This window comes from Pseudomonas sp. NFACC14, from assembly GCF_900106885.1.
In the GTDB taxonomy this organism is placed as follows: Bacteria; Pseudomonadota; Gammaproteobacteria; order Pseudomonadales; family Pseudomonadaceae; genus Aquipseudomonas; species Aquipseudomonas fluorescens_AA.
In genome coordinates this window covers 133907-147254 of sequence record NZ_FNOA01000001.1, presented here as the reverse complement: position 1 = coordinate 147254, position 13348 = coordinate 133907, and the positions used below count along the sequence as shown (strand labels likewise).

Annotated in this window: 12 protein-coding genes; all 12 read left to right on the top strand. The window is 62.5% G+C overall.

Annotation, left to right across the window (positions count from 1 at the left end; all coding sequences use genetic code 11):
* The first annotated feature begins 124 nt into the window (after positions 1–124).
* The 12 genes from iolE (at position 125) to BLU85_RS00620 (ending at position 13291) form a co-directional block, all read left to right on the top strand.
* Positions 125–1018, top strand: coding sequence for a myo-inosose-2 dehydratase (iolE, locus tag BLU85_RS00670; RefSeq protein WP_092204841.1), 894 nt, complete (start codon positions 125–127; stop codon positions 1016–1018).
* On the top strand, positions 1015–1824 hold the full coding sequence (gene iolB, locus BLU85_RS00665) for a 5-deoxy-glucuronate isomerase (protein ID WP_092204842.1): 810 nt from the start codon (positions 1015–1017) through the stop codon (positions 1822–1824). Before iolE ends, iolB begins: the two co-directional genes overlap by 4 nt.
* A gap of 30 nt (positions 1825–1854) precedes the next feature.
* Entirely contained in the window at positions 1855–3357 is a 1503-nt protein-coding gene (locus tag BLU85_RS00660) for a CoA-acylating methylmalonate-semialdehyde dehydrogenase (RefSeq protein ID WP_092204843.1), read from the top strand.
* A 32-nt stretch (positions 3358–3389) separates the two neighbouring features.
* The gene (locus tag BLU85_RS00655) at positions 3390–4211 is read left to right on the top strand and encodes a TIM barrel protein (RefSeq protein ID WP_092204844.1); all 822 of its coding nucleotides are present in this window, start codon (positions 3390–3392) and stop codon (positions 4209–4211) included.
* Between the two features lie 151 nt (positions 4212–4362).
* Positions 4363–6294: a 3D-(3,5/4)-trihydroxycyclohexane-1,2-dione acylhydrolase (decyclizing) gene (iolD, locus tag BLU85_RS00650; protein WP_092204845.1), complete on the top strand. Its 1932-nt coding sequence runs from the start codon at positions 4363–4365 to the stop codon at positions 6292–6294.
* 29 nt (positions 6295–6323) lie between these two features.
* Entirely contained in the window at positions 6324–7334 is a 1011-nt protein-coding gene (locus BLU85_RS00645; RefSeq protein WP_092204846.1) for a bifunctional inositol 2-dehydrogenase/D-chiro-inositol 1-dehydrogenase, read from the top strand.
* A 214-nt stretch (positions 7335–7548) separates the two neighbouring features.
* Positions 7549–8601: a Gfo/Idh/MocA family protein gene (locus tag BLU85_RS00640; RefSeq protein WP_092204847.1), complete on the top strand. Its 1053-nt coding sequence runs from the start codon at positions 7549–7551 to the stop codon at positions 8599–8601.
* Positions 8602–8743: 142 nt separating this feature from the next.
* Positions 8744–8896, top strand: coding sequence for a hypothetical protein (locus BLU85_RS31040; RefSeq protein ID WP_170842345.1), 153 nt, complete (start codon positions 8744–8746; stop codon positions 8894–8896).
* Positions 8897–8947: 51 nt separating this feature from the next.
* Positions 8948–9874, top strand: a complete 927-nt coding sequence (locus BLU85_RS00635; RefSeq protein ID WP_092204848.1) for a sugar ABC transporter substrate-binding protein — start codon at positions 8948–8950, stop codon at positions 9872–9874.
* Between the two features lie 74 nt (positions 9875–9948).
* Positions 9949–11502 carry a sugar ABC transporter ATP-binding protein gene (locus tag BLU85_RS00630; RefSeq protein WP_092204849.1) on the top strand — a complete coding sequence of 518 codons (1554 nt, stop codon included), beginning with the start codon at positions 9949–9951 and terminating at the stop codon, positions 11500–11502.
* A gap of 34 nt (positions 11503–11536) precedes the next feature.
* Positions 11537–12559 (top strand): ABC transporter permease, encoded by a 1023-nt coding sequence (locus BLU85_RS00625; protein ID WP_092204850.1) that lies wholly within the window; start codon positions 11537–11539, stop codon positions 12557–12559.
* Positions 12560–12886: 327 nt separating this feature from the next.
* Positions 12887–13291, top strand: coding sequence for a TraR/DksA family transcriptional regulator (locus tag BLU85_RS00620; protein WP_003202859.1), 405 nt, complete (start codon positions 12887–12889; stop codon positions 13289–13291).
* Positions 13292–13348: the final 57 nt, after the last annotated feature.

Below are 13348 nucleotides of genomic sequence, written 5' to 3'. Positions count from 1 at the left end.
CTCGCGATAGCGGACTGACAGTTGACAATCAGTCGCCTGACCCACCGCTATCGCGAGCAAGCTCGCTCCCACAGGGTTCATTGCCGTCTTCAATGGTTATGAAAAAACAATAAAAGGTGCAGCCATGCCCGCTATTCGAATTGGCATCAACCCGATTTCCTGGAGCAACGACGACTTGCCATCGTTGGGCGGCGAGACGCCGTTGAGTACGGCGCTGAGTGAAGGCAAAGCCATCGGCTACGAAGGCTTCGAGCTCAACGGCAAGTTCCCCAAGGACGCCAAGGGCGTCGGCGATGTGCTGCGGCCGTACGACCTGGCGCTGGTCTCCGGCTGGTATTCCAGTCGCCTGGCCCGGCGCTCGGCGGCCGAGGAAATCGACGCCATCGCCAGTCACGTCGAGCTGTTGGCGCAGAACGGCGCCAACGTGCTGGTGTACGGCGAGGTCGCCGATTCCATTCAAGGCCAACGCATTCCATTGGTCGAGCGGCCGCGTTTTCACACCGACGAAGCCTGGCAAGCCTACGCCGAAAAACTCACCGAGCTGGCGCGTTTCACCTTGTCCCAAGGCGTGCGCCTGGCCTATCACCACCATATGGGCGCCTATGTCGAGTCGCCCGCGGACATCGACAAATTGATGGCCCTGACCGGCAGCGAAGTCGGCCTGTTGTTCGATTCGGGTCACTGTTACATGGGCGGGGGCGAACCGCTGCATGTCTTGCGCAAGCACATCGAACGGGTCTGCCATGTGCACTTCAAGGACGTGCGCAAACCGGTGGTGCAACTGGCGCGCAATAACCTCTGGAGCTTCCCCGACTGCATCATCAACGGCACCTTCACCGTGCCGGGGGATGGCGATATCGACTTCGCCGCGTTGCTCGATGTGCTGCTTGCCGCCGACTACCAGGGCTGGTTGGTGGTGGAAGCCGAGCAGGATCCCGCCGTAGCGCCGAGTTATGCCTACGCCAAGAAAGGCTACGACACTCTGCGCGCCTTGCTGCAAGAAAGGAGTGCGTCATGAGTCTGTTGATCAAGAGCCATTCCAGCGGCCGAACCATGGTCCAGTTGCCAGCGGGCGAGCTGGAATACGTCGGGTTCGCCGCCTACCGCCTGAGCCTGGGTGAAACCCTGCCGGTGGCCGCCGGGGACCAGGAACTGTGCCTGGTGCTGCTCGGTGGTCGCATCAGCCTCAAGGGCGAAGCGCCGGGGCAGGGGGCCTTCGATTGGGACAACCTTGGCGATCGCCTGTCGGTGTTCGAGGACAAGTCGCCCTATGCCGCGTACCTGCCGCCCGGCAGCCAGGCCCAGGTCACCGCCCTCAGCGATGTACAGATCGCCGTGTGTGCCGCGCCGGGTTCGGCGCGTAGCGAATACGGCCCGCGGTTGATCCGCCCGGAGAGCATGAAGCGCAGCGTGCGCGGCAAGGGCGCCAACACCCGTTATGTCTGCGACATTCTGCCGGACAGCGAACCGGCCCACTCACTGCTGGTGGTGGAAGTGCGCACGCCGTCGGGGCACTCCTCGAGTTACCCGCCGCACAAGCACGACACCGACGACCTGCCACACCAGAGCTTCCTCGAAGAGACCTATTACCATCAGGTCAACCCGTCCCAAGGCTTCGTGTTCCAGCGGGTCTACACCGACGACCGCAGCATCGACCAGGCCATGGCGGTGGAAAACAGTGACCTGGTGGTGGTGCCCAAGGGTTATCACCCGGTCAGCGTGCCCTACGGGTACGAGTCGTATTACCTGAACGTCATGGCCGGCCCGAAGCGGGTCTGGCAGTTCCATAACGACCCGCAGCACAGTTGGCTGCTCGACCTCTGAATGCCACACTTTCCACGGAGAACAAGAACAATGAGTGACGCCCCGGTAGTAGGCCATTACATCGACGGTCGAGCGCAGGCCAGCGACAGCGCGCGCCTGAGCAATGTCTTCAACCCAGCCACCGGCGCGGTGCAGGCCCGGGTGGCCCTGGCCGAACCGAGTACCGTCGACGCGGCGGTGGCTTCGGCGCTGGCGGTGTTCCCGGCCTGGTCCGAGCAGTCGTCCCTGCGCCGTTCGCGGGTGATGTTCAAGTTCAAGGAATTGCTCGATCGGCATCACGACGAACTGGCGCAGATCATCAGCCGTGAACACGGCAAGGTGCTGTCCGACGCCCACGGTGAAGTCACCCGGGGCATCGAGATCGTCGAGTACGCCTGCGGTGCGCCGAACCTGCTCAAGACCGATTTCAGCGACAACATCGGCGGTGGCATCGACAACTGGAACCTGCGCCAGCCCCTGGGTGTTTGCGCCGGGGTCACGCCGTTCAACTTCCCGGTGATGGTGCCCTTGTGGATGATTCCCCTGGCGCTGGTCGCCGGCAACTGCTTCATCCTCAAGCCTTCGGAGCGCGACCCGTCCGCCAGTTTGCTGATGGCCCGCTTGCTGACGGAAGCCGGCCTGCCGGATGGCGTGTTCAACGTCGTCCAAGGCGACAAGGTGGCGGTGGATGCGTTGTTGCAGCACCCGGACATCGAAGCGATTTCCTTTGTCGGCTCCACACCGATCGCTGAGTACATCCACCAGCAGGGCACGGCGCACGGCAAGCGCGTCCAGGCCCTGGGCGGGGCGAAGAACCACATGATCGTCATGCCCGATGCCGACCTTGACCAGGCGGCGGATGCGTTGATCGGTGCGGCCTACGGCTCGGCCGGCGAACGCTGCATGGCGATTTCCATCGCCGTGGCGGTGGGGGATGTGGGGGATGAATTGATTGCCAGACTGTTGCCTCGCATTGATCAACTGAAGATCGGCAACGGCCAGCAGCCCGGCACCGACATGGGACCGCTGGTCACCGCCGAGCACAAGGCCAAGGTGGAAGGTTTCATCGACGCCGGCGTGGCCGAGGGCGCGCGCCTGATCGTCGATGGCCGTGGTTTCACGGTGCCTGGGGCCGAGCAGGGGTTCTTTGTCGGCGCGACGCTGTTCGACCAGGTCACCGCCGAGATGAGCATCTACCAGCAAGAGATTTTCGGGCCGGTGCTGGGGATTGTCCGTGTGCCGGACTTCGCCACGGCGGTGGCGCTGATCAATGCCCATGAGTTCGGCAACGGCGTGTCGTGCTTCACCCGTGACGGCGGCATCGCCCGGGCGTTCGCCCGTAACATCAAGGTCGGCATGGTGGGCATCAACGTGCCGATCCCGGTGCCCATGGCCTGGCATTCCTTTGGCGGCTGGAAGCGTTCGCTGTTCGGCGATCACCACGCCTACGGCGAAGAAGGCCTGCGCTTCTACAGCCGCTACAAAAGCGTGATGCAGCGCTGGCCCGACAGCATCGCCAAGGGTCCTGAATTCAGCATGCCGACTGCCCAATAACCCGTTTTTACAGTGCCGGAGGGAGAACAACAATGAACAAACCCCTGCGTTTTGCCTTGAATCGAATGGTTGCCCCGCGTCTGTCGCTGCCCGAATTCATCGACCTGGCGCTGGCGTTGAGAACCGACGCCATCGAGATCCGCAACGATCTGAAGGGCGTCGAGATCGAGGACGGCATGGCGCCCGGCCGTGTGCGTGAGTTGTGTGAGGAAAGGGGCATCAAGGTGCTGTCGATCAATGCCCTTTACCCCTTCGATGTGTGGAACGAGGAACGCCGTGCCCAAGCGGTGAGGCTGGCCGACTACGCCCGCGAATGCGGTGCCGAAGGGCTGGTGATGTGTCCGCTCAACGACCGGGCCGACCCGCGCAGCGAGGCTGAACGGGCGGCGGGGTTGCGTACCGCCCTCAGCGAACTGGCGCCGATCCTGCGCGCCTTCGGCATCTACGGCTTCATCGAACCCCTGGGTTTCGAAGAGTGCTCGTTGCGCCGCAAGCGTACCGCCGTGGACGCGATCCAGGCCATCGGCGGGCTGGATGTGTTCCGCCTGGTGCACGACACTTTTCACCATCATCTGGCGGGGGAGCAGGCGTTCTTTCCCGAACTGACCGGGCTGGTGCACATCTCCGGCGTCGAAGATGCCCAGGCGCCCTTGGCGACCATTCGCGACGGCCACCGGGTGCTGGTGGGCGCGGCCGACATTCTGGGTAATGCCGGGCAGATCGAGGCACTGCGGGCCGGTGGCTACGAGGGCTACCTGTCCTTCGAACCGTTTGCCGAGAGCGTCCATGAACTGGCTGATATCCGCCAGGCGTTGGGGGCGAGCATGAATCACCTGCAAAGCTCACAGGCCTGACCCGACTTCCTGAACGATGGAGAACCCCTTGTGGGAGCGAGCTTGCTCGCGATGACGGCGCTCCAATCAATACATGCGTCGCCTGACACACCGCTATCGCGAGCAAGCTCGCTCCCACACTTGACCGAGTTGCGTTTGAAAAGGTGCAAGCATGACCACAACACGACTGACCATGGCCCAGGCCCTGGTGAAATTCCTCGATAACCAGTACGTCGAGGTCGATGGCGTCCAGAGCAAGTTCGTCGCCGGGGTCTTTACCGTTTTCGGCCACGGCAACGTGCTGGGCCTGGGCCAGGCGCTGGAGCAGGACAGCGGCGACCTGGTGGTCCATCAGGGCCGCAACGAGCAGGGCATGGCCCATGCCGCCATCGGGTTCGCCAAGCAGCACCTGCGGCGCAAGATCTACGCCTGCAGCGCGTCGGTGGGCCCTGGTGCGGCGAATATGCTGACCGCCGCGGCCACCGCCACGGCCAATCGCATTCCGCTGCTGCTATTGCCCGGCGATGTCTACGCCAGTCGCCAGCCGGACCCGGTGCTGCAGCAGATCGAACAGTTTCACGACCTGAGCATCAGCACCAACGACGCCTTCAAGGCCGTGAGCAAATACTGGGACCGCATCAACCGCCCCGAGCAGTTGATGACTGCGGCGATCCAGGCCATGCGCGTGCTCACCGACCCGGCCGAAACCGGCGCGGTGACCCTGGCGCTGCCCCAGGACGTACAGGCCGAAGCCTACGATTACCCGGATTATTTCCTGCAAAAACGCGTGCACCGCATCGACCGTCGCCCGGCCACCGAGGCAATGCTCGGCGACGCCCTGGCGCTGCTCAAAGGCAAGCGCCGACCGTTGATCATCTGTGGCGGCGGCGTGCGGTATTCCGGGGCCAATGCGGCGTTGCAGGCCTTCGCCGAGCGTTTCGACATTCCCTTCGCCGAAACCCAGGCTGGCAAGAGCGCCGTGGTGTCGAGCCATCCGTTGAACGTCGGTGGCGTCGGCGAGACCGGTTGCCTGGCGGCGAACCTGCTGGCCAAGAAAGCCGACCTGATCATCGGCATCGGCACGCGCTACAGCGACTTCACCACCGGCTCCAAATGGTTGTTCCAGCACCCGGACGTGCAGTTCCTCAATCTCAATATCAGCCCCTGCGACGCCCTGAAGCTCGACGGTGTGCAGTTGCTGGCCGATGCCCGCTCAGGCCTGGAGGCGCTGTCTGCGGCGATGGGCGACTACCGCGCCGAATGGGGCGGGCAGATTGCCGATGCCAAGGCTCGCTTGGACGCCGAGGTGGACCGCGTCTACCAGGCCGATTACCGCGTCGAGGCGTTCCTCCCGGAAATCGACGACCACATGGACCCGGCGGTGTTTCGCGAATTCATCGAACTCACCGGTTCCTGCCTGACCCAGAGCCGCGTGCTGGGCACCCTCAACGAAACCCTGGCCGACGATGCGATTATCGTCGCCGCCGCCGGCAGCTTGCCCGGCGACTTGCAGCGCGCCTGGCGCAGCAAGGGCGTGAACACCTATCACGTCGAGTACGGCTATTCGTGCATGGGTTATGAGGTGAACGCGGCCTTGGGTGTGAAACTCGCCGAGCCCGATAAAGAGGTGTACGCCCTGGTGGGCGATGGTTCCTACATGATGCTGCACTCGGAACTGGCGACCTCGATCCAGGAGCGACGCAAGATCAACGTGGTGCTGCTGGACAACATGGCCTTCGGCTGCATCAACAATTTGCAGATGGGAAATGGCATGGACAGCTTCGGCACCGAGTTCCGTTTCCGCAACCCGGACACCGGCAAGCTCGACGGCGCCTTCGTGCCGGTGGACTTCGCCATGAGTGCTGCGGCCTACGGCTGCAAGACCTACAAGGTGACGACCCTGGAGGAGCTGCGCGCGGCCCTGGCGGATGTGCGGCGCCAGACGGTCTCCACCTTGATCGACATCAAGGTCCTGCCCAAGACCATGATTCACAGCTACCTGTCGTGGTGGCGGGTGGGCGTGGCGCAAGTCTCCACCAGCGCCCGCACCGATGCCGTCGCCAAGACCCTCAATGAACGACTGGCCAAGGCCCGTCAATACTGATTGCCCCAACCCTACGAAAGGAGTTCCACATGTCTTTGAAGCTGGGCGTCATTGGCACCGGGGCCATCGGCCAGGACCATATCCGTCGTTGCAGCCAGACCTTGCTCAACAGCCAGGTGGTGGCGGTGACCGACATCAACCTGCAACAAGCGGCCAAGGTCGTGGCCGATCTCAAGCTGACCGCCGAGGTCTACCCCGACGGTCATGCGTTGATCAAGGCGCCGGACGTGGAGGCGATCCTCGTTACCTCCTGGGGCCCGAGTCATGAAGAATTCGTGCTGGCGGCGATTGCGGCGGGCAAACCGGTGTTCTGCGAAAAGCCCCTGGCGGTCACGGCCGAAGGTTGCCGCACGATCGTCGACGCCGAAGTGGCCCATGGCAAGCGCCTGGTGCAGGTCGGTTTCATGCGGCCCTACGATGAAGGCTATCGGGCGCTCAAGGCGGTGATCGACAGCGGCCAGATCGGTGAGCCGCTGATGCTGCACTGCGCCCACCGTAACCCGCGCGTGGGCGAGAACTACAAGACCGACATGGCGATCACCGACACCTTGATCCACGAGCTGGATGTGTTGCGCTGGTTGCTGGCCGATGACTACGTGTCGGTGCAGGTCGTGTTTCCACGCAAGACCAGCAAGGCCCTGGCTCACTTGCGGGACCCGCAGATCGTCCTGTTGGAAACCGTCCGGGGCACACGCATCGACGTCGAGGTGTTCGTCAATTGCCAGTACGGCTATGACATCCAGTGCGAAGTGGTGGGGGAGACCGGCATCGCCAAGCTGCCGGAACCGTCCCAGGTGCAACTGCGCAGCGGCGCCAAGCTGTCCAATGCGATCCTGATGGATTGGAAGGACCGTTTCATCGCCGCTTATGACGTCGAACTGCAGGCCTTCATCGACGGTGTGCGTGCCGGGCAAGTGGGCGGGCCCTCGGCCTGGGATGGGTTTGCCGCGGCGGTGGCGGCGGATGCCTGTATCCAGGCGCAGCAGAGTGGGCAGATCGTCAAGGTCGACCTGCCCGAGCGCCCGCGTTTCTACGGCTAACCCCAATCCCCTTTGGGTATGCAGTCAAATGGTGGGAGCGAGCTTGCTCGCGATAGCGGTGGGTCAGTCGACATGATGCAGGCTGATCCGCCGTCATCGCGAGCAAGCTCGCTCCCACAGTCGACTGCGTTCCCTCAAAGGTACTCGGTCAAATTGTGGGAGCTGAGCTTGCTCCCACAGGGGGTGTTTATCCAATGACTTTCAAGGAGCTTTCATGCGAATCGGGCTAGTCGGCTACGGCAAGGGCGGGCGGTTCTTTCATGCGCCGCTGATCAGCAGTCTGCCGGGGGCTACGTTCGTCGGCGTGGTGACCCGGTCCGCCGAGCGCCGCCAACAATTGGCCAGCGATTACCCGCAGGCCCAGGCCTTCGACACCCTCGAACAATTGGTAGCGGCCGGTGTCGATGCGGTGGTGGTGTCCACGCCTTTGGACGGTCGCCCGGCCATTGTGATGCAGGCCATCGAACTCGGCGTGGCGGTGGTCAGCGACAAACCGTTCGCCCCTGACGCCGCGCAGGCCGAGGCGATGGTGTTGGCCGCCGAGCGTCGCAACGTGCCTTTGAGCGTGTACCAGAACCGCCGCTGGGATTCGGATTTCCTGACCCTGCGCAAACTGTTGGCCTCCGGGGCTCTGGGGCAAGTCATTCGTTTTGAGTCGAGTGTCGAACGTTATTCGCCAACCTCGGTAGGCAAAGGCAGCGGTGGTGGGTTCCTGCGGGATTTGGGCAGCCACTTGGCGGACCAGGCGCTGCAACTGTTCGGGCCAGTGGTGCGGGTCTACGCCGAGCTGGACTACCGGCAGGCGGACCAGGTGTTCGACAACGGCTTCTTCATGTCCTTGACCCATGCCAGCGGCGTAATCTCTCACTTGAGCGGCAATTGTGTGCAAAACGCACCGCGCCCGCGCTTTCGGGTCAACGGCACCCAGGGCTGTTACACCGTCGAGGGCTTGGACGGGCAGGAGGCTCAGGCATTGGCCGGGTTGAGCCCGGCGACCGAGGGCGAGCGCTGGGGGGCTGAAGAACATCGGCGCTGGGGCTGGTTCGAACACGGCACCGAGCGCGAGCGAGTGACCTCGGAGCGTGGCTGCTGGCTGGCGTTCTACCAACACCTGCAAACCGCGTTGCAGGGCGCTGGCCCGCTGCCGGTGGAGGCCCGTGATGCGCTGGCGACCACTCGCATCCTCGACGCCGCCAGGCAGAGTGCCGGGCAGGGCGAAGTGGTGCGGTTGTCCATGCCGGTGGGTCATGGAATAAAAAACGAATAAAATTCTAAAATCAGTTGATATGGAAAATATTTTCCAATAAAGTCGATTCCAGGTTACCGACAACCCTGTTTATCTTCCGCCAAGCCAGCCTTGAACGGATGACAGACGAAACAAAAACAAGAAACACAGCTAGGTACCGTCGATGAAAACCTTCAGCCGCTCTGCGTTTCACCTGCCACGTCTGCTGCGCCTGTCCGCAGTCTTTCCCCTGTTCGAATCCCTGTGTATCCAGCGTAACGGCGCCGTGGTCTGTTGCATGCCCGGCGCGCCCATCGTGCGTTTGCCCCGTTCCTGATCCGCTACGCCTTATCCATAAAACCAACAAAAAAGTGGAGAAAGACCGTTCATGAAGACCAAGACCCGTATCGCCTCGCTGGCCCTGTCGTTGATGCTCACCAGCGGCGCTGCCCTGGCGGACCTGAAGATCGGCGTCAGCATGTCCCAGTTCGATGACACCTGGTTGACCTACCTGCGCGAATCCATGGACAAGAAAGCCAAGTCCCTGCCGGACGGCGTCACCCTGCAGTTCGAAGATGCCCGCAGCGACGTGGTCAAGCAGCTGAGCCAGGTGGAAAGCTTCATCAGCCAGAAGGTCGACGCAATCATCGTCAACCCGGTGGACACCGCCGCGACCCAGCGCATCACCAAGGCCGCCGTGGCGGCCGGCATCCCGCTGGTGTACGTCAACCGCCGCCCGGACGATCCGAAGTTACCGGAAGGGGTGGTCACCGTGGCCTCCGACGACCTGGAAGCCGGGCGCATGCAGATGCAATACCTGGCTGAAAAAATGGGCGGCAAGGGCGACATCGTGATCCTCTTGGGTGACCTGGCCAACAACTCCACCGCCAACCGCACCAAGGGCGTCAAGGAAGTGCTGGCCAAGTACCCGGGCATCAAGATCGAACAGGAACAGACCGGCATCTGGTTGCGCGACAAGGGCATGACCCTGGTCAACGACTGGCTGACCCAGGGACGCGAGTTCCAGGCGGTGGTGGCCAACAACGACGAGATGGCCATTGGCGCGGCGATGGCACTCAAGCAAGCGGGCACTAAGCCGGGTACGGTATTGATCGCCGGGGTCGATGGCACGCCGGACGGTTTGAACGCCATCAAGAAAGGCGAAATGGCGGTCTCGGTGTTCCAGGACGCCAAGGGCCAGGCCGATGGCTCGATCGACACGGCGGTGAAAATGGTCAAGAAGCAGCCGGTCGAGCAGGCCGTCTGGGTGCCGTACCGCCTGATCACGCCGGAAAACGTCGATCAGTTCAAGTGACGTTCAACCCGGCCCCACCACAATAATAAGCAGGCAAGGTTGCAACGCCGACCTTGCCGAGGGAGTACCTGATCATGTTCGCTTCAGCGACTGCTTCGAGCGCCCCGGCCATGACTTTCCAGCCGGATGTATCACTTGATGAGCCGTACCTGCTGGAAGTCGTCAATGTCAGCAAGGGCTTTCCCGGTGTGGTGGCCCTGTCCGATGTCCAATTGCGGGTACGCCCCGGTTCCGTGCTGGCCCTGATGGGCGAGAACGGTGCGGGCAAATCCACCCTGATGAAGATCATCGCCGGCATCTACCAGCCCGACGCCGGTGAACTGCGCCTGCGCGGCAAGCCGGTGACGTTCGACACGCCGCTCGCGGCGTTGCAGGCCGGCATTGCGATGATCCATCAGGAATTGAACCTGATGCCCCACATGAGCATCGCCGAAAACATCTGGATCGGCCGCGAGCAGCTCAACGGCCTGCACATGGTCGACCATGGCGAGATGCACCGTTGCACCGCCCGGCTGCTGGAACGCCTGCGCATCAAGCTCGATCCCGAGGAGCAGGTGGGCAACCTGAGCATCGCCGAGCGGCAGATGGTGGAGATTGCCAAGGCCGTCTCGTATGACTCCGACATCCTGATCATGGACGAGCCGACCTCGGCCATCACCGAGACCGAAGTCGCCCACCTGTTCTCGATCATTGCCGACCTCAAGTCCCAGGGTAAGGGCATCATCTACATCACCCACAAGATGAACGAAGTGTTCGCCATCGCCGATGAAGTGGCGGTGTTTCGCGACGGCGCCTACATCGGCCTGCAACGGGCCGACAGCATGGATGGCGATAGCCTGATTTCGATGATGGTCGGGCGCGAACTGAGCCAGTTGTTCCCGGTGCGGGAGCAACCCATCGGTGAGTTGGTGCTGTCGGTGCGCGACTTGAGCCTGGACGGCATTTTCAAAGGTGTGTCCTTCGACCTGCACGCGGGGGAGATCCTGGGCATCGCCGGGTTGATGGGCTCGGGCCGGACCAACGTGGCCGAGGCGATTTTCGGCGTGACCCCGAGCACTGGCGGCGAGATCCGGCTGGACGGCCAACCCGTGCGCATCAGCGACCCCCACATGGCCATCGAGAAGGGCTTCGCGCTGTTGACCGAGGACCGCAAGCTCAGCGGCCTGTTCCCGTGCCTGTCGGTGCTGGAGAACATGGAGATGGCGGTGCTGCCCCATTACGTCGGCAACGGTTTCATCCAGCAGAAAGCCCTGCGCACCTTGTGTGAGGACATGTGCAAGAAGCTGCGGGTCAAGACCCCGTCGCTGGAACAGTGCATCGACACCTTGTCCGGCGGCAACCAGCAGAAGGCGCTGCTGGCGCGCTGGCTGATGACCAACCCGCGCATCCTGATTCTCGACGAGCCGACCCGCGGCATCGATGTGGGCGCCAAGGCCGAAATCTATCGGCTGATTTCCTACCTCGCCAGCGAAGGCATGGCGGTGATCATGATTTCCTCGGAACTGCCGGAAGTGTTGGGCATGAGCGACCGGGTGATGGTGATGCACGAAGGTGACCTGATGGGCACCCTCGACCGCAGCGAAGCGACCCAGGAACGAGTGATGCAACTGGCTTCGGGCCTGTCCTGATGCTCGTCAGTCCAGATAAAAAAGGTAAGTGGCTATGAACGCAATACTGGAAAACAAACCCGCGGCCGCATCGACCAGGTCCCGGCGGCGCCTGCCGACGGAATTGAGCATCTTCCTGGTGCTGATCGGCATCGGCCTGGTGTTCGAAATGTTCGGCTGGATCATGCGTGACCAGAGTTTCCTGATGAACTCCCAGCGCCTGGTGTTGATGATCCTGCAAGTATCGATCATCGGCCTGCTGGCCATTGGCGTGACCCAGGTGATCATCACCACCGGTATCGACTTGTCGTCCGGCTCGGTGCTGGCACTGTCGGCCATGATCGCCGCCAGCCTGGCCCAGACGTCGGACTTCGCCCGGGCGGTGTTTCCCTCGCTGACGGATTTGCCGGTGTGGATACCGGTGGTGGCGGGGCTCGGGGTGGGGCTGCTGGCCGGGGCGATCAACGGCAGCATCATTGCCATTACCGGTATCCCGCCATTCATTGCCACCCTCGGCATGATGGTCTCGGCCCGTGGCCTGGCGCGCTACTACACCGAAGGCCAACCGGTGAGCATGTTGTCCGATTCCTACACCGCCATCGGCCATGGCGCCATGCCGGTGATCATCTTCCTGGTGGTGGCGGTGATCTTCCACATCGCCCTGCGCTACACCAAGTATGGCAAGTACACCTACGCCATTGGCGGCAACATGCAGGCGGCGCGGACCTCGGGCATCAACGTCAAGCGCCATCTGGTGATCGTCTACAGCATTGCCGGGCTGCTGGCGGGCCTGGCCGGCGTGGTGGCTTCGGCGCGAGCGGCGACCGGGCAGGCGGGCATGGGCATGTCCTACGAGCTGGATGCGATTGCGGCGGCTGTGATCGGCGGCACCAGCCTGGCAGGCGGGGTGGGGCGCATCACCGGGACCGTGATCGGGGCACTGATTCTCGGGGTGATGGCCAGCGGCTTTACCTTCGTCGGCGTCGATGCCTATATCCAGGACATCATCAAGGGCTTGATCATCGTGGTGGCGGTGGTCATCGACCAGTACCGCAACAAGCGCAAACTCAAGCGCTGATCCCCTGGGGTTGCGACAAAGCGCCACGCCTGACCCGCGTGGCGTTGCCATTTGTCTTCTTAATACAGCTATTGCAGCGAATTTCTTGTTATAAACGCACTCCGATGACTGCCAAAAGCCTGTCAGAGAACATTTGAAGGGGTTGTCGGACATTTTCCCTATGTTTTCAGTTGCTGAGGCCTCGACTCGGCCTTAGACTGCCGCCCCTCGTAAATTGAGTGCCGGGTGGCGCTTGGAATAGACGGCGCCTTTCCCGATGAGCGTGGCAGCTGCGCTGCGGGACGCTCCATAATTCGCCTTAATGCACGTTTTTTTATAGAGAAATCAATGACAAAGGAAAAGTTGCTGGCCATGCCGGCGGATGACTACATGAATGCCGAGCAGCTGGCTTTCTTCACCAAGCTGTTGCAGAACATGAAGGTCGAAACCCACGAGCGCATCGAACAGAACCGAATCGCCATTGAAAGCCTGGACACTCCGGCCGACCCGGCGGACGCTGCTTCCGTAGAAGAAGAGCGTACCTGGCTGGTCAACGCCATCGATCGCGACCAGCGCATGCTGCCTCAACTGGAGCAGGCCCTGGACCGTATCAACGACGACAGCTTCGGCTGGTGCGACGACAGCGGCGAGCCGATCGGCCTCAAGCGCCTGCTGATCAGCCCGACCACCAAGTACTGCATCGAAGCCCAGGAACGTCACGAACAGATCGACAAGCACCAGCGTCAGGCCTGATTCGCGTTTTCCGAAAAAAGATCGCGACCTTTTGACGAAGGCCGCGATCTTTTGCTT